Below are 16,504 nucleotides of genomic sequence, written 5' to 3'. Positions count from 1 at the left end.
TCGAATTAGACAGCGACCCCCGCGCGACGGTCAACTGCGACGCGGCGTACGCGCCGATCCAGTCCTGCTCGGAGTTGTGGGAGCGACTGGTGGCCGTGGGGCCCTTCCGCGTTCGGCCGTCGTCAGCGTGCTGTCTGGTAGGTCCCGACGCCCGAGCGGCGGATGTCGTCAGGGAGCGCGTCCAATGACCTGAAGTCGCCCTTGAGGTAGGCATCGAGGAACGCGGTCACCGTGTGGTCGAGCGTCTGGCCCGCCTGGTCGAAGAACATCGTCGAATGGCCGGCGCCGTGCAGGGTGAGGAAGTAGCGCGGCCCGCGGAGCGTCGTGAAGATGTCGGCGCTTTTGGCCAGTGGGACGGTCTGATCCTGGTCGCCGTGCAGGATCAGCAGCGGGACCGGCGGGTTGCCGGCGAAGGTTCCCTTGAAGGGGGCCAGCGCCCCGGCCAGCGAGACGACGGCCTTGACCCTTCCGTCCCGGCAGCACGAGAGATAGGCCGCGGCGAGCGTGGTCGCCGCGCCGAGTGAGTGGCCGGCGATGGCCAGGCAGCTCGGCTGGACGTGGCCGGCCAGTGGAGTGCCCGCCGTCGCGCTCCAGCCGGTCAGTGAGGTGATGACGAAGCTGACGTCGGCCGGCTGGTTCGGCAGGTCGAAGATCGTCCCGCCGGGGCCGCTGGAGAGCGGGAAGGTCGGAGTCGCGACGACGTAGCCCTGACGGACGAGCGGCGCCGCGATGACGTTCGCCGCGACCATCCCGTCGGCCGTTACCCCGTGGGATAACACGACCAGCGGGAACCGGCCCGTCGCGGGCGCCGCACCCGATACGGCCGGCGCGTCGGCGGCCGCGCCCGGCGTCGGGGCGACGGGGTAGCTGACGACGACCGGGATCGTGCGGTCGGGGTTGGCGGCCAGGTGGCGGTCGGGCGCGGCGTCCGTCGGCCTGCTGTGGTCGATGAAGGTGACCTGGGTCTGTCCGACGCCGTAATCGCCCCGAACCGAGGCGGCCGGATCATCCGCCGGCAGGCACCCGTGACGAGCGGCCGGCGTGGCTGAGCCTTCCGCCGTCGCCTGCGTCGAACCATCAGAACACGAGGCAAGAACGAGTCCGAGGCCGACGGCCCCCGCGACCACCGAACCACGCCAGGACGCCAGGTTCATGCGGACGCTGCTACGTCTCATGCCCAGCGACGCCTGACGCAGGGTCGGCCCCCAGCCGGCCCGCTCCTGCCGATCCGTTCTGAATTTCCTGCGCCGGGCCCAGGCCGGGCGCGCCCCGTCTGTCATCGACCAAGTATTATTCTCGACATCCTCACGATCAAATGATGGGGGAGTCGACCACCGCGCAGGCGTTGGAGATTCGGCCACCGAAATGAGTTACCGCCCGCCGCACGTCCCTCCGGCGGTTCGGCGATGACGTGGCTGTCGACGGGTGCCCTGGTGGCGTCGCCGGACGACCGCGGCGGGCCTGGGTCAGTATTTGTTCTTGATGACGAAGTAGGAGCCGCGGATGGTTCCGGCCAGCTTTGACTTCTGCCGAGCGAACTTGAACGAGGCGAGTTCTTCGGGGATCTCCATCCCGTCGGAGAGCTTGAATCCGACCGCCCGTTTCCCGAGGTCGTCGAGGGCGTACATCACGTTGATCGACAGGCCGTTTTCGTAGAACACGTACGCGATCTTCAGGTCTTCGACCTGGAACGCGGTCGCCTCGAGCGGGGGAGCGGCGATGACGATGCCGCGTTCTTCCGCGAGGATCCGGTGCACCCAGTCGATGGTCGGCCCGGCGTCGCTCGCGGGCTCGACGGTGAAGACGTGGTCGTACTTGTTCTTGAAGTACCGGGCCTCGTTCGCGCGCAGACCGGCAAGCGCGGCCGCGGCCGGCGACGACTCCAGGCCGACGGTCGATACGGTGCCGAAGTCCACGGCGTAGGGCATGGCGAACTCCTCCGTGGGTGTATCCGGTCCTACCTGGGACGACGCGCCGTACCCAGCGTAGGCGCTGGCGGCCAAGGTAGCCGACCCGGGAGGTAAGGCACCGGAACGCGGCGGGCAGCGGGTCGAAGCTGTGGCGGCGGGACTGTGATCCGCCCAACTCGGCACGGTTACGGCCGCGCCTCCCACCGGTAGCCGTCGGCGGCGATGCTGGACTGTCCACCACGCGACGCCGAGAACGGTCATCGCGGCTGCTAGCCTGCCAAAAAGGGGAAATCGGCTGGTGGGGAGCGGGCTGTGGTGGCGGACAGCGAGCCGGAGGAGTTCTCCTCGTTGCAGGAGTCGCTGGTCGACGGCCCCCGGGCAACCGTCGACCTGAGAACCGACGTCGCGCACTCCGCGCGCATCTACGACTACTTCCTCGGCGGCAAGGACAACTTCCCCGCGGACCGCGAGGCGGCGGCGCAGATCCAGGCGGCGTTCCCGCACACTCCGGCCGCGGCCGTCCAGAACCGTGCCTTTCTCGTGCGCACGGCCAGGTTCCTGGCACAAGCCGGCATCCGCCAGTTTCTCGACATCGGCACGGGCATCCCCACCAGGCCGAACCTGCACGAGGTCGTCCAGGCGATCACGCCGGAGTCCCGCGTCGTCTATGCCGACAACGACCCGATCGTGCTCGCCCACGCCCGCGCTCTGCTCACCAGCGACGCCCGGGGCCGCACCGCCTATCTGGACGCCGACCTGCGCGACCCCGGCCGCATCCTGGCCGCCCCGGAACTCCTGGAGACCATCGACCTGAGCCAGCCCGTCGCCCTGTCGGTCATCGCGGTGCTGCATTTCGTTCCGGTCGAACACGACCAGTACGGCATCATCCGCACCCTGGTCGACGTGCTCCCGTCCGGCAGCTACCTGACGATGTCGTACCTGACCGCCGACCACAATCCCGACCAGGTCGCCAAACTCGTGAGCGCCTACCGCGCCCAGGGCATCGACGTCACCGCCCGGACCCGGGACGAGGTCGGCCGGTTCTTCCAGGGCCTTGACCTCGTGACTCCCGGGATCGTCCCCCTGCATCTGTGGCGCCCCGACGACCCCGCCGTCACGGCTGACTCCGCCACCGAGGCCGGCGGCAACATCGTGTGGTCCGCCGTGGCCCAGAAGCCCTAGATCCCCCGAAGGGTTCGCCCGGGAACGAGTCCGGGCACGGCGAGCGGCGTCGTGGTGGGCTATACGGTCTACACATGTCCGACTCCGTCATCCGCCGCACGATCAGCCCCGACGGCATGGCCCCCCCGGCGGCCCGCTTTGCCCACGCGGTCCTGGTCGAGAACGCCAGCCGGTGGCTGCACACCTCCGGAGTCGTGCCGGTGGCACCGGACGGTTCGGTACCGGACGGGGTATCGGCCCAGGCCAGCCAGGTGTGGAGCAACATCGCCGCGATCCTGGCCGACGCCGGCATGACGGCCGGGGACATCGTCAGCATCACCACCTACCTGGTGGCGAGCGAGCAGACGCCCGGGCTGGCGCAGGCCATGGCGGCGCGCGACGAGTTCCTCGGCGGCCGCCTGGTGTCCAGCACGCTGGTGACGGTCCCGGCTCTGGCCCAGCCGTCCTGGCTGCTTGAGATCGCGGTCGTCGCCGCGTCGTAGGCCGTCACGGGCGGCAACACAAGAATGCCGTCGTCTCCACCTGGGGCACTCCCCACGCCGTATCAGGCCGTGTTCGATCACGGCCTTATCGTCACGCGGCGCAACCATCGTTACGGCGACGTTTCGGCTGTTCACGAAACACGGATGGACCGGGCCATCTAGCGTGTCAGCCAATAGTGGGTGAGCGCCGCAGAGGGGATGGCCCATGACCATCAGAGGCAGGATCACGGTCTTCGCGACGGGCCTGTTATCCATTCTGGCCCTGCTCGCCGTGACGTCGACGGCGGCGAACGCGGCCGCCCCGCCGGATCTCACCGCGAGCACCCTGTCGGCACAGTCCAGTGCTTCATCCGCGCCGCTGTGCTCACCGATCCGGCCCACGACACCGGCGCCCGGAGTCGGCACCGCGCAGTTCTCGTTCAACCGCGAGTTCCTGCTGGCGCTCGCCAGGGCCGGCGTCATCACCTACGCCACCGCGCCGGGACAGACCAGCGTGTGCCTGAACCCGGTCTCGACCAGGCTCACCTTCCCGCTTGAACCCACGGAACGCGGCGCCGGCACGCTCACCGCGCAGATCGATGGTCAGCTTGTCTTCCGCCGAGTCGTCACCGGAGCGACGCTGGCGCTCAGCCTGCGCACCTTCGGCCACCCAGCCGTCGGCAACTACGTGCTCATCAACGCGGACGTGCCACTCGCGGAGCAGGTCCTGTTCTCCGTCGGGCTGCCGGACGCCACCGGCGCCTACCCGATTGGTTTCACCCGCCCCGAGGTCATCAGCCAGCCGCTCGGTGTCGCCTTCACCTTCCAGGGACAGGCCGGTACCCTCACCACCGCCTATCCCACACCCTGAACAGAGACGTCGCCGAAGTAGGTCGCGGGGTGGCGGCGACGATCCGGCGTCGCCCCCTGCCGCCCACCAGGTCTCGCGATGGGCCGTACGCGACACGACGCGGGGCGCCGCGGTGAGAGATTGTGGTCAGACCGGACGGGCCGCGCGAAGGCCTTCCCGGCCGGCGACCCGCCAGGACCAGGCGACGGTGACCAACGTGGCCACGACGGGCAGCGCGGTGCCGGTGATCCCGCGGACGGCGACGAAGACGTCGGTCGTCTGGGAGGTCAGCAACCAGTACGTGAAAGCGGAATTCCCGAGGTTGACGGCCGCCCACAGGAGGGTGAGCCCGAGGAACAGCCTGCGCACTCCGGGCAGGGCGGTCACCCCGGGCGGCAGCGGGCAGAAGTCACGAGCCAGCCGGTGGACGAGCGGCCGCGGCGAAAGAGCGGACAGCAGGAACATCATTCCCACCACCCCGGCGACGATCACGGGCTGAAGAAAGTAGATGAAGGCGCTGCCGCTTATGATCGCTACCGCCGTGCGGACCGTCAGCCCGACCGAGGACAGCACGAGCAGTGCCGGGATGCGCTGCTTGGCGGCCACCCGCCGGCTCACCGCGGCGAATTCCCACGCCAGCGCGGCCAGCGCCGCGAAAGTGAAGCTGGAAAGGTGCAGGACGACAAGAAAAAGAACCGCGGGGATGATCGTCGCCTCGACGAGATGAGGCAGCCCATGTCTCGCGATCATCGTGGGCTTGGGGAGTCGGACGTCCGCGCGCGGGTCCATCTCGCCGGATCCAGCCTGAAGAACGGGCGGAGCGTCGAGGGCCGACGTGGCTCCCGTCAGAAAAATCATGTCTCCAACGGTCGAAGCTGGCCGGCGGGCGCGCTACCGCCGCAACCATACGCCCGCCCGTCCTCGGGCCGGTCGGCGGCGTCCGCCAAGCGACGACTCGACCGTGTCAGGCCGAATCGAGCAGGACTCCCGGGTTGAGCAGGCCCTCAGGGTCGAGTCCGCGTTTGACCGCGCGCATCATCGCGATTTCCTGAGGCGATCGGGACAGCCCCAGCCACGCGCGTTTTGCCCGGCCGACGCCGTGCTCGGCGCTGATGCTCCCGCCGTGCGCCGCGATGAGCCGCAGCACCGCGTCTGTCACGGCCTCGGCCTCGCTGGTCGCGTTGAGCACGTTGACGTGCAGATTTCCCTCGTTGAGGTGACCGAAAAGGATTGGGCGCGCGGTCGGGCAGGCGGCCGTAATCGTCGCCGGAAGCGCGGCCACCGTCTCGGCCAGCGCCGTCAGCGGGACCGCCACGTCGAGCTTCACCGGGACGCCGGCGGAGTTGATCGACTCGGTATGCGCCTCGCGGTAGGACCACAGCAGGTGACGGCCACGCGGGTCGGCGGCGACGGTCGCGTCCCTGACCGCCTCGCTGCCGGCCAGCGCCTCAAGGAGCTCGTCGGTCGGGTCGGCCCGGCCGGCGCACTCGAGGACGAGGTAGGCGGGATAGGCCTCGGCGAACGGGGCGGACAGGCCGGTCCTGGCGCGGACCAGCGCGAGGCCGTCCGCGAAGAACAGCTCGGCGGCCTCCAGCGACGGCAGCCGGTTGCGGACCGTGCGCACGAGCGAGAGCGCGGCGGCGACGTCGTCCACGGCGACCAGCGCCACCGCCCGCTCGGTCAGCAGCGGAACGAGCCGCAGGCGCAGCCGGGTGAGGATCCCCAGCGTGCCCTCGCTGCCGGTCAGCAGCGACATCGTGTCGTAGCCCGTGTTGTCCTTCGGGAGCCCGCCGAGCCGGCTGATGATCGAACCGTCGGCGAGCACCGCCTCGATGCCGAGCACCTGTGCCCGGGTCGTGCCGTAGCGCAGCACCCGCTCGCCGCCGGCGTTCGTGGCGACCAGACCGCCCAGCGTGGCCGAGTCCCGCGCCGCGAAATCGACCCCGAAGTCGTAGCCCTCGGCGCGGACGTGGCGCTGCAGCGCGGCCAGGGTGACGCCCGCGCCCACGGTGACCTGGCCCGAGACGACCTCCACCGGCTCGAGAGCCGTCAGCCGGGCCGTGCTGAGCAGGATCGCGCCACCGACGGGCACACTCCCGCCGACCAGGCCGGTGTTGCCGCCCTGGACGCAGACGGGCACCTTGGCCCGCGCGGCCGCGGCCATCACCGCCGCGACCTCGGCGGTGTCGGCCGGCCGGACCACGCAGCGAGCCCGGCCTCGGAACCGGCCGGTCCAGTCGGACTCGAAGGAGGCGACGACGGAGGCGTCGGTGAGCAGCTGGGTGGCTCCGACCGCGGCGCGCAGCTCCTCGGCCAAGGCCGAGCTCAACCCAGCAGCCTTACCCGGACGGTCTCCGGCATCGCGGCCAGCGAGTCGAGGACGGCCGCCGGATAGTCGACGCCGATGTCGGTCAGCACATACCCGTAGTCGCCGCGGGTGTCGAGGAGCTGGCCATCGATGTTGACCTTGTGCTCCGCGAGCAGGCTGTTGATCTTCGCGAGCACGCCGGGCACGTTGCGGTGCAGGTGCGCGATCCGGTGCCCGCCCGGCCGCGGCGGGAGCGAGAGGTACGGCAGGTTGACGCTCATGGCCGTGCCGCCGTCGAACTGGTAGTCCCGCAGCTTGCCCGCCACGTAGCGGCCGATGTCCTGCTGGGCCTCCTCGGTCGAGCCCGCGATGTGCGGCGTGAGGATCACGTTCGGCAGGTCGCGCAGCTCGGAGCGGAACTCGTCGCCGCGCCCGGCCGGCTCGTGCGGGAAGACGTCGACCGCCGCGCCGGCCAGGTGCCCGCTCTCCACCTGCGCCCGCAGCGCGCCATGGTCCACCACGAAGCCGCGCGAGAGGTTGAGGAACAGGCTGCCGGGCCGCATGCGGGCGAACTGCTCGGCGCCGAACATCCCGCTGTTGCCGGCCCGGCCGTCCACGTGCAGGGTCACGACGTCCGCGACCGCCAGCAGCTCGTCGAGGCTCCCGCAGCGCCGCGCGTTGCCGAGCGCCAGCTTGTCGGCGGTGTCGTAGAAGTACACGCTCATGCCGAGCGCCTCGGCCAGCACCGACAGCTGCGCGCCGATGTTGCCGTAGCCGACGATGCCCAGCCGCCGGCCGCGGACCTCGTGGGCCGCCTCGGCCGACTTGTCCCACACGCCCGCGTGCATGCCGGTGTTCTTGGGGATCAACCGGCGCGTCAGCGCGATGATCTCCGCGAGCGCGAGCTCGACCACACTGCGGGTGTTGGAGAACGGGGCGTTGAACACCGCGACGCCCCGCTCGCGGGCGGCGGCGAGATCCACCTGGTTGGTACCGATGCAGAACGCGCCGATGGCGAGCAGGTCCGGCGCCTCGTCGAACACCGCCTCGGTGACCTCGGTCTTCGACCGGATCCCCAGCAGCTGGACGCCGTCCAGCGCCGCGATCAGCGCCTGGTGGTCCAACGCCCGATCGACCGTCTCGACTTCGATGCCGGCGGTCCTGAGGATCGTCGCGGCATCCTGGTGGACGTTCTCTAGCAGCAGCGCGCGCACGGCGGGGGCCCTCATCAGCCGGTGACAGGTCCCCCGAAGTCTACGAAGCCGCCGGCCGCTCCTGGCTCGGTAGGAGCCGCGTCGCACCTCGCCTGGCCGACCTCCGCTGGCGCGTCTCGGCCAGCGGAGCCTCGAAGGCCAGGTACGGCGCCCTGTCGGCGACGTAACCTGCCTAGCGGTCATAGGCGGACTAAACAGAACGGGTGGGGTGGATGGGTGAGGTCGCGGTTGTCACGGGGGCTGCGGGCGGTATCGGTGCGGCGGTCGCCCGGCGGCTGGCCGCTGGCGGGGCCCGCTGCGTCCTGGTCGACCGCAAGCCTGAGGTCGAGCAGGTGGCCGCCTCGATCGGCGGGGTCGCGGTCGTGGGTGACCTGGCCGATCCGGAGCTGTCCGAGCGGATGGTCGCGGCGGCCGGTGGGCGGTTGGACCTGCTCGTCCTGAACGCGGGAATCAACTCGGTGGACAAGGACCCGGCCACGCTCGACCTCGGCCGCTATCAGGCTGTCGTGGGGGTCAACCAACATTCGGTGGTCTATGGGCTGCGCGCCGCGTTGCCGGTGCTGCGCGCGGGCGGTGGAGGTTCGATCGTGGTCACCGCGTCGCATGCCGCGTTGCGCGGGATCGAGCAGGACCCGATCTACACGATGACCAAGCACGCCGTCATCGGCCTGGTCCGAGCGCTGGCCGGGCCGCTGTCCCGGGAGGGTATTCGGCTTTGCGCGGTGTGCCCCGGGCTGGTCGACACCCCGTTGACCGAGCCGGCGCGCGATCGATTCCAGGCCGCGGGTATCCCGATGCTCGGGGCCGACGAGGTCGCGGCGGCCGTTGTCGGGCTGCTGCGGGACGGTGCGCCCGGGACCGAGCTCGTGGTGAGTCCCGGGAAGCCGCCCACCCGGTATTTCCCGGCGGCGCTGGACTAAGGCCCGCGCCTCGCGGAGCTCCGGTCGGGAACCAGTTGGGTGTCGCCGGCTGGTTCCCGGCTTTGAGGCGTGGTCAGAACGCCGCGAGGATGGCGGTAGCTACGCGGTCTGGATGGTCGAGCGGGAGGAAGGTGCGTCCTCCGGCGACGGTCTCGAACGTCGCGTCGGTGAAGGCGTCGGCGAGGCGCCGGCCGAGCTCGACGTCGAAGTAGCGGTCGTCGTCGCCCCAGAGGACGCGGACCGGCCGGTCCAGCTTCCCCAGGCGGGTCGAGACGTCGAGCAGGTCCTTCGGGTCGATCCCGCGGGCCAGCTTGGCCAGGTCACGGCGGATCTTCCCGTCGGCCAGCGGCTTGACCCAGGCGCCGGTCAACGCGGGGTCGAGGGGCCCGGTCGAGAGCGGCCCGAAGCCGAGTGGTCCGTGCCGCAGCCGGGTCGACCGGAGGCCTGGCACCATCGCCGCGACGACGGCCGGGTGGCGCAGGGCGCGCACGAGCAGCGTGAGGGGCGGCGGGGGGAAGGCGCCGAAGGCGTCGCAGTTGGTGAGCACGACCCGGCCGATCCGGTCCGGGTCGGTGTCGAGCACGAACTGGGTGATCGCTCCGCCGGTGTCGTTCCCGACGAGGGTGACGTCCCGCAGGTCAAGCGCGGCGATCAGGTCGAGCACCAGCCGGGCGACGCCTCGCGGGGTGAGGTCGGCGTCGGCGTCCATCGGCGTCTGATGGGCACCCATCGGCAGGGTCGGGGCGTAGCTGCGCACGCCCTGCTGGGCGAGCAGGTCGGCGACGGGGGTCCACAGCTCGCGGTCCACGAGCACTCCGTGCACGAACACCACCGGCGGCCGCTCCGACGTCGGCGGGCCCGCCGCGCGGTACCGGATCTGGCCCTGGGGCAGTTCGATCACTTCGCTGAGCGCTGAGGCGTCCATGCGAAGAAACATACCGACAGACTGTATGTAAAACAACGGCAGCGACGGGGGAGAATCTGGCTGTGCCTTCGTTGCCCAGTCCAGGACCGACGACGCCGCCGCGGCGCCGTCAGGTGGATCGTTCCGCCACGACCCGAGCGGCCCTGGTCGCCGCCGGTCGGCGGCTGTTCGCCGCGGAGGGCTTCGCCGCGGTCGCGACGGAGTCGATCGTGACGGCCGCCGGGGTGAGCCGGGGAGCGCTCTACCACCAGTTCGCCGACAAGACCGCCCTGTTCGCCGCGGTCGTCGAGGCCGTCGAGGCGGACGTCGCGGCCCGCATCGCGGACGAGGTCGCCGCCGCGGGCTCGACCGACCCCATCGAGGCGATGCGGCTGGCGGCCGATACCTGGCTGCGGATCTGCGTCGAGCCGGAGGTCCACCGGATCGTCCTGCTCGACGGTCCTTCGGTGCTGGGCTGGGCCGAATGGCGCGAGCTGTGCCAGCGCCACGTCTTCGGCCTGGTGCGGGACGTGCTCGTCTGGGGAATGGAGATCGGCCGCATCCGGCGCCAACCGGTCGACCCGCTCGCCCACGTCCTCATGGGCGCCAGTGACGAGGCGGCCCTCTACATCGCCCGCGCCCCCGACACCGAGACCGCCCGCACGGAGATGATCAACGCCCTCGGCCTCGTCATCGACGGCCTCACCCGCTGAGGCGTGGCACGGGCCCCGCTCGGCCATTCACCGCGTCGGTCTTGATCGCGGCTTAGGCCCTGAGGTGGTCGTAGCGGGGACGTTTCCGCGACCATCGCAGGGCCCAAACGGCGATCAAGGCCGACGCGGCGGCCCGCGACGAAGGCCGGGCCTTCTAGGAGCCGGCGGCCGAGGCGGGTACCGGCTCGCCGCACCAGAAGCCGCTCGGGCTGTTGCCCGGCACCGTCGCGAAACTGTCGCCTGACGCGCTCACCTTGAGGAAGTTGAAGCAGGAGACGGGGTCGTGCGGCTTGCTCAGGTTCGTCGGGGCGAGCAGCCCGCCGGCGTCGTAGCTGGTGACCTTCCGCAGGTTGGTGATGAACGACTGCCTCGTGGGGCAGGCCCCGGCGAGTTCCAGGCCCTTGATCATTTCGTCGGCCGCCGCGTAGGAAACGATGGCGAGGTCGTCGAAGGGGCTCTCGGTCTCGGGGGAGTAGGTGGTCATGGCGTCCTGGTACGCCTTGATGGCCGGCGAGTTCGACGTGTACGACTGGAAGGCCATCGTCATCGACATGCCGGCCATCTCCTTGCCCCGCTGCTTGATCTGGGCAGGGCCGTAGTCGCTGGAGCTGAGGGCGACCTTGAGGTTCACGTTGGCGGCCCGGGCCGCGGCGTAGATGTCGATGAAGGCATCGGCCTGAACCGCGCCGACCAGGGTGTCGGCCCCTTCCTGGCGAAGCTGCGTCGCCACCTTGGCCGGGTTCGAGGAGTTCTCCGAGTAGGACGTCTGCCCCACCACGGTGATCCCCTGGCTGCGCAGGCTGGGAGCCATCTGGTCGGCGAGGTTCGCCGAGGTGGGCGCGCTCGGGTCGATCACGATCAGGGCCCTGGTCCCGCCCTGGGCCTTGACGTACCGGCCGTAGGTGTCGACCGCGCCGCCCTTGTTGAACAGGGAGCCGAGGTGGAAGACGTTGCTGTAGTTGCTCCAGATGGGGCTGGTGGGCAGGCCGGTGACCGGGACCCCGGCCTGCTGGAGCCAGCTCGCGGACTGGTCGGTGAGGTTGACCGTCTGCGCGATCAGGCCGAAGACCTGGTCGGTCTGGACGAGGGTCTGCACGGCGTGCGTGAAGACGCCCGCGTCTCCCTCGTCGTCCTGCCACGTCACGTCGATCTGGCGGCCGTTCACCCCGCCCGCGGCGTTCTGCTTCGCGATGCGGGCGTCCACCGCGCCGCGGGCCGGCCGGAAGGCTTCGGCGACCGGGCCGCCGGTGTCCGGCAGGACGAGCCCTATCTTGATCGAGTTGGATGTCACGCCCGGTACCCCGGACGGGCACGACGCGTTGCGGCCCGCCGAGGTCGACGATCCGGAACCGCAGGCGACCAAGGTCGACGCGACGACCAGGAGGGCGGCCGAGGCGGCCGTGCGCGCCCGCAGGCGGCCGTGGGCTGCCGCCCGCGGCGCCCCGCTGTGGGCCGTCGCGCGCGGCGCCGCCGACGACCCAGCCTTGGTCGCGGGACCGTGTCTCGTCACTCCCGGGCTCCCTCGTCATCGCTTGAAGAATGATTTCGCTGTGGCCTTTGTGATCCTCAGCAGTATCACAGCCTGCGGAGACACTCCGGGCTGCCCCTGCGCTAAGGGCGACCCGCTGCCCATCCGGTAACCGGGAGAAATCGAAGCGTGTCGACATGCGCGATGCCGGGCGGACCGGCCCGGGACCTCGTGCCCCCCGCCTCTCGGATTCCTGTGGCGCACGACACACTCGACCGGATTGTTGGGCCGGTTTTGAGAACAGATTCCTGTGGTTGGGAACACAAGGTCGCGGCCGTTCGCGGGCCGTGAACGGATTCCTGTGGCCGGCGCCACGCCATCGCGGATTCGGGCGGTGCCGCTGGTCCACGGCCTGGACGGCGGGGAAGCGGGTGGGCCTGTCATCCGGTCGGGCTCACGCGGCTCAACGGACCCTGCCGCTACGTGACCGGGTGCGCTGGCTAATATGCACTCGGCTGTCGATGTCGAATTCAACCCGGCCGTCTTGCATCAAACAGACCTTCCAATGGCGTTCGGACGCGATTCTTGCCGACACCCGACAGGTCGCGGTGCGAGACAGACCGGCAAGCGGGGAGAACCCAAGGCCATGGGTTGAGGCGCCCTAGCACGGCGCGGTCACATCCATTGTCGACGCTTGCAATCAAAAATGGATGGGGAGGCAATGATCCGCACGCGACGCATCGCGTTGGGCGCCTTGGCGACCGCGACGGTGCTGCTGGCCGCTGGCTGCGGCTCATCGACCGGCGGGGGCGGCACAGGCACGCAGGGCACAGCCAACAGATCCGTGACGATCGGCGTACTCGCCGACCTCACCGGCCCGGCGGCGTCGGGAAGCAAGACGTTCGTCGACGGCGTCAAGGCGGGGACGTATCTTGCGTCCCGCAACGGCTACACGATCAAATATGTCGTCGCGGATACCGCGACGAACCCGACGACTGCCCTCACGGCCGCCCAGAAGCTCGTCACCAGGGACCACGTGGTGGCGGTACTGGCCCAGTCGGCCCTTCTTCTGACGACCTCGAACTACCTCACCGCGCACAACGTGCCCGTCATCGGTGGTGCCTCGGACGGGCCGGAGTGGACGACCTCGAAGAACATGTTCGGGGTTACCGGCGCGCTCCAGCAGACGAAGGTCGCCACGACCTTCGGCAAGCTCCTCGGGCAGTTGGGCGTCACCAACCTGGCCGCGCTTGGCTATGGCGCCTCGCCGGTCTCCTCGGAGTCGGCCAGCTCCTCGGCGCTGTCGGCGCAGGTGTCGGGCGTCAAGGCCGGCTACCTCAACGCCAAGTTCCCGTTCGGCAGCACCGACGTGGGCCCCGAGGTGCTGGCGATGAAGGCTGCCGGCATCGACGGGATCTACCCAGCCGTGGACCCGAGCACCGCGTTCTCCCTGATCAAGGGCCTGCGCGACCAGGGGGTGAGCCTCAAGGCGGCGTTCCTGCCGACCGGCTACGGCGGTGACCTGCTGCAGGCCGGCCCGGGCGCGCTGAACCAGGCCGAGGGTGTCTATTTCACGCTCGGCTACGAGCCCGTCGAGATGAAGACCGCCGCGACGAAGCAGCTCGCGGCCGACTTCGTGAGCGCGAAGATCGCCACCGCGCCGACGTACGCGTCCTACAACGGCTATGCCTCGGTCGGGCTGCTGGTCCGGGCCCTGAAGGCCGCCGGCGCGACCCCGACGCAGGCGTCGCTGATCAGTGCCCTGTCGAACATCCATGACTGGGACGCGATGGGCCTCTTCGGCGGCCACAAGGTCGACATCAACGACCGGACGAACGTCGTGGCCGGCCCGGACAACTGCACGTGGATCACGAAGCTGGAAGCCGGCACGTTCACCCTCGTCAAGGGGGCGGACCCGGTCTGCGGCGAGCTGGTCGCCGGCAAGACCGTCTCGCCCGCCACCTGACGCGTCCGCGTCGGGCCGAAGCGCGTAGGGGTCTCGGGGCTGGTCCCCGAGGCCCCTACCTGGGCTCCAGGTGACCGCGGGACGGCCATACTGGACGGGTGAGATTCCGGACGACGGTCGAGCTCCACGGCGCCACCGCGACGGGCATCGAGGTGCCCCCGGACGTGGTCGCGGAGCTGAACAGTGGCAAGCGTCCGAAGGTCACGGTGACGATCGGGCCGCACTCGTACCAGACCACCGTCGCCCCCATGGGCGGCCGGTACCTCGTTCCGCTGTCCGCCGAGAACCGGCGCGCCGCCAAGGTCGCCGCGGGCGACGAGGTCGAGGTGGAGCTCGTTCTGGACGTCGCCCCCCGCGTCGTCGAGGTGCCGGACGACCTGGCGGCGGCGATCGCCGCGGTGCCCTCCGCGCAGGCGACCTTCGAGGCGCTCGCGTTCACCCATCGCAAGGAATGGGTCCGGTGGGTGGTTGAGGCGAAGAAGCCCGAAACCCGCCAGACCCGGATCACGAAGACCGTCGAGGCTCTCAGCGCCGGGCGCCGCACCCGCTGAGACCCTCTCCTGACCGGACAGTTCTTCGCGTGACGCTTCCCTGACGGCCCAATCGACTGGAGACTTCCGTTCTGTGAGCATCCTCGACGACGCCCGTGAGGGCATGGACCTCGACGTACGACCGCAGGACGACCTCTTCGGCCACGTGAACGGCCGGTGGCTCGTCGAGGCGGAGATCCCGTCCGACCGCTCGAGCTGGGGCCCGTTCGTCCAGCTGGCCGATGCCGCCGAGCAGCAGGTCCGCGACATCATCACCGACCTCGCCGCGCAGGACCCGGCCACGCAGGCCGAGGACGCGCGGAAGATCGCCGACCTCTACAACTCCTTCCTGGACACCGAGGCGATCCAGGCGCTCGGGCTGGACCCCGCGCGGACGCTGCTCGAGGCCGCCCGCGGGCTGCTCGACGTCCGCGACCTCGCAGCCTTCCTCGGGACGTTCGAGCGGATCGGCGGCAGCGGGCTGTTCGGCTCCTACGTCGACACCGACGACCGCAACTCCGACCGGTACCTGTTCCACCTGCTCCAGGGCGGTCTCGGCCTGCCGGACGAGTCGTACTACCGCGACGAGAAGTTCGCCGAGATCCGCGCGAAGTACGTCGACTACCTGACCCGCATGCTGGGGCTGGCCGAGCATCCCGACCCGGCGGGCGCCGCGCAGCGCATTCTCGCGCTGGACACCCTGCTCGCGAAGGGCCACTGGGAGCGGGCCGACACCAGGGACGTCCAGAAGACCTACAACCTGAAGACGGCCGAGGAACTCGCGGCGCTCTGCCCGGCCTTCGACTGGGACGTCTACGTGACGAACCTCGGCGGCTCGCTGACCGGCCCGGGGGCGACGCTGGCCGAGGCGTGCGTGCGGCAGCCGTCGTACTTCGAGCACCTCTCGACGGTGCTGACCGACACGCCGATCGAGGTGTGGCGCGACTGGCTGGTCAGCCACGTGCTGCGCTCGGCCGCGCCCTACCTGTCGGACCCGTTCGTCGAGGCGCACTTCGACTTCTACGGCCGCACCCTGTCCGGCACGCCCGAGCTGCGGGCCCGGTGGAAGCGCGCGGTGTCGTTCGTCGAGGGCTCGATCGGTGAGGCCGTCGGCAAGGAGTACGTCGCCCGCCACTTCCCGCCGCGCGCCAAGGCGCAGATGGACGACCTGGTCGCGAACCTGCTCGCGGCCTACCGTTCGTCGATCTCCCAGCTGGACTGGATGACGGACGAGACCAAGGAGCGCGCGTACGAGAAGCTCGAGACGTTCCGGCCCAAGATCGGCTATCCGGAGCGGTTCCGGGACTACTCGAAGCTCGCGGTCCGCCGGGACGACCTGATGGGCAACGCCCAGGCCGCCTCCGCGTTCGAGACCGACCGGGACCTGGCCAAGATCGGCGCTCCGGTCGACCGCGACGAGTGGTTCATGCTGCCGCAGACGGTGAACGCCTACTACAACCCGGGCACGAACGAGATCTGCTTCCCGGCCGGCATCCTGCAGAAGCCGTTCTTCAGCCCCGACGCCCACCCGGCCGAGAACTACGGCGGCATCGGCGCGGTCATCGGCCACGAGGTCGGGCACGGCTTCGACGACCAGGGCGCGCAGTACGACGGCGCCGGCAACCTGAACGACTGGTGGACCCCGGCCGACAAGGCGGCCTTCGAGGTGAAGTCGAAGACCCTGGTCGAGCAGTACAACGGGTTCGAGCCGCGCAACCTGCCGGGGGAGAAGGTCAACGGCGCCCTCACCGTCGGCGAGAACATCGGTGACCTCGGCGGCCTGACCATCGCCCACGTGGCATACGTCATCTCCCAGGGCGGCACCGCGGCCCGCGAGGACCGGCGTCGGCTGTTCATGAACTGGGCCTACGTGTGGCGGACCAAGCGCCGGCTGGAGCTGGAGCGCCAGTACCTGACGACCGACCCGCACAGCCCGCCGGAGCTGCGCGCCAACATCGTGCGCAACCTCGACGAGTTCCACGAGGTGTTCGACACCGCCCCCGGCGACGGCCTCTGGCTGGAGCCGGCCGAGCGGGTCCGCATCTGGTAGCCCGCCCTTCGGCTGGCCCGACCGCCCT

Annotated in this window: 15 protein-coding genes; 8 read left to right on the top strand and 7 right to left on the bottom strand. The window is 70.3% G+C overall.

Annotated elements, in window-relative coordinates; genetic code table 11:
* Positions 1-122: 122 nt before the first annotated feature.
* Positions 123-1,175, bottom strand: coding sequence for an alpha/beta hydrolase family protein (locus FRAEUI1C_RS28010; RefSeq protein WP_232425148.1), 1,053 nt, complete (start codon positions 1,173-1,175; stop codon positions 123-125).
* A 291-nt stretch (positions 1,176-1,466) separates the two neighbouring features.
* Positions 1,467-1,928 carry a DUF8821 family protein gene (locus tag FRAEUI1C_RS28005; protein ID WP_013426737.1) on the bottom strand — a complete coding sequence of 154 codons (462 nt, stop codon included), beginning with the start codon at positions 1,926-1,928 and terminating at the stop codon, positions 1,467-1,469.
* Between the two features lie 294 nt (positions 1,929-2,222).
* Here FRAEUI1C_RS28005 and FRAEUI1C_RS28000 point away from each other — a divergent pair, with 294 nt between their 5' ends.
* The 3 genes from FRAEUI1C_RS28000 to FRAEUI1C_RS27990 all read left to right on the top strand — a co-directional run bounded on the left by FRAEUI1C_RS28000 (position 2,223) and on the right by FRAEUI1C_RS27990 (position 4,424).
* Entirely contained in the window at positions 2,223-3,092 is an 870-nt protein-coding gene (locus FRAEUI1C_RS28000) for an SAM-dependent methyltransferase (RefSeq protein ID WP_013426736.1), read from the top strand.
* Between the two features lie 74 nt (positions 3,093-3,166).
* Complete coding sequence (locus tag FRAEUI1C_RS27995; protein ID WP_013426735.1) at positions 3,167-3,574, top strand: RidA family protein; 408 nt, start codon at positions 3,167-3,169, stop codon at positions 3,572-3,574.
* Positions 3,575-3,779: 205 nt separating this feature from the next.
* On the top strand, positions 3,780-4,424 hold the full coding sequence (locus FRAEUI1C_RS27990) for a hypothetical protein (RefSeq protein WP_013426734.1): 645 nt from the start codon (positions 3,780-3,782) through the stop codon (positions 4,422-4,424).
* Positions 4,425-4,550: 126 nt separating this feature from the next.
* Here the strand turns inward: FRAEUI1C_RS27990 and FRAEUI1C_RS27985 are convergent, their stop codons facing one another.
* From FRAEUI1C_RS27985 to serA, 3 genes are all read right to left on the bottom strand, one after another.
* Positions 4,551-5,261, bottom strand: coding sequence for a VC0807 family protein (locus tag FRAEUI1C_RS27985; protein ID WP_232425147.1), 711 nt, complete (start codon positions 5,259-5,261; stop codon positions 4,551-4,553).
* A gap of 106 nt (positions 5,262-5,367) precedes the next feature.
* Positions 5,368-6,732 carry an FAD-binding oxidoreductase gene (locus FRAEUI1C_RS27980; RefSeq protein WP_041259670.1) on the bottom strand — a complete coding sequence of 455 codons (1,365 nt, stop codon included), beginning with the start codon at positions 6,730-6,732 and terminating at the stop codon, positions 5,368-5,370.
* Entirely contained in the window at positions 6,729-7,940 is a 1,212-nt protein-coding gene (serA, locus tag FRAEUI1C_RS27975; protein WP_368411129.1) for a phosphoglycerate dehydrogenase, read from the bottom strand. Before serA ends, FRAEUI1C_RS27980 begins: the two co-directional genes overlap by 4 nt.
* A 197-nt stretch (positions 7,941-8,137) precedes the next feature.
* Here serA and FRAEUI1C_RS27970 point away from each other — a divergent pair, with 197 nt between their 5' ends.
* Complete coding sequence (locus tag FRAEUI1C_RS27970) at positions 8,138-8,845, top strand: SDR family NAD(P)-dependent oxidoreductase (RefSeq protein ID WP_013426730.1); 708 nt, start codon at positions 8,138-8,140, stop codon at positions 8,843-8,845.
* Between the two features lie 73 nt (positions 8,846-8,918).
* On the opposite strand, the gene FRAEUI1C_RS27965 is transcribed toward FRAEUI1C_RS27970, so the two are convergent.
* Positions 8,919-9,770 carry an alpha/beta fold hydrolase gene (locus FRAEUI1C_RS27965; protein ID WP_013426729.1) on the bottom strand — a complete coding sequence of 284 codons (852 nt, stop codon included), beginning with the start codon at positions 9,768-9,770 and terminating at the stop codon, positions 8,919-8,921.
* A 113-nt stretch (positions 9,771-9,883) separates the two neighbouring features.
* On the opposite strand from FRAEUI1C_RS27965, the gene FRAEUI1C_RS27960 reads away from it, so the two are divergent.
* Positions 9,884-10,462 carry a TetR/AcrR family transcriptional regulator gene (locus FRAEUI1C_RS27960; RefSeq protein ID WP_232425146.1) on the top strand — a complete coding sequence of 193 codons (579 nt, stop codon included), beginning with the start codon at positions 9,884-9,886 and terminating at the stop codon, positions 10,460-10,462.
* Positions 10,463-10,616: 154 nt separating this feature from the next.
* Here the strand turns inward: FRAEUI1C_RS27960 and FRAEUI1C_RS27955 are convergent, their stop codons facing one another.
* Positions 10,617-11,972 (bottom strand): ABC transporter substrate-binding protein, encoded by a 1,356-nt coding sequence (locus tag FRAEUI1C_RS27955; RefSeq protein ID WP_013426727.1) that lies wholly within the window; start codon positions 11,970-11,972, stop codon positions 10,617-10,619.
* A gap of 679 nt (positions 11,973-12,651) precedes the next feature.
* Between FRAEUI1C_RS27955 and FRAEUI1C_RS27950 the strand changes: the two genes are divergently transcribed.
* The 3 genes from FRAEUI1C_RS27950 to FRAEUI1C_RS27940 all read left to right on the top strand — a co-directional run bounded on the left by FRAEUI1C_RS27950 (position 12,652) and on the right by FRAEUI1C_RS27940 (position 16,476).
* Complete coding sequence (locus FRAEUI1C_RS27950) at positions 12,652-13,896, top strand: ABC transporter substrate-binding protein (RefSeq protein WP_013426726.1); 1,245 nt, start codon at positions 12,652-12,654, stop codon at positions 13,894-13,896.
* Positions 13,897-13,994: 98 nt separating this feature from the next.
* On the top strand, positions 13,995-14,447 hold the full coding sequence (locus tag FRAEUI1C_RS27945; RefSeq protein ID WP_013426725.1) for a YdeI/OmpD-associated family protein: 453 nt from the start codon (positions 13,995-13,997) through the stop codon (positions 14,445-14,447).
* A gap of 73 nt (positions 14,448-14,520) precedes the next feature.
* Positions 14,521-16,476 (top strand): M13 family metallopeptidase, encoded by a 1,956-nt coding sequence (locus FRAEUI1C_RS27940; RefSeq protein WP_013426724.1) that lies wholly within the window; start codon positions 14,521-14,523, stop codon positions 16,474-16,476.
* Positions 16,477-16,504 lie beyond the last annotated feature (28 nt).

It is taken from the genome of Pseudofrankia inefficax, from assembly GCF_000166135.1.
GTDB classification, from domain to species: domain Bacteria; phylum Actinomycetota; class Actinomycetes; order Frankiales; family Frankiaceae; genus Pseudofrankia; species Pseudofrankia inefficax.
This window is presented reverse-complemented; position numbering and strand designations above follow the sequence as displayed.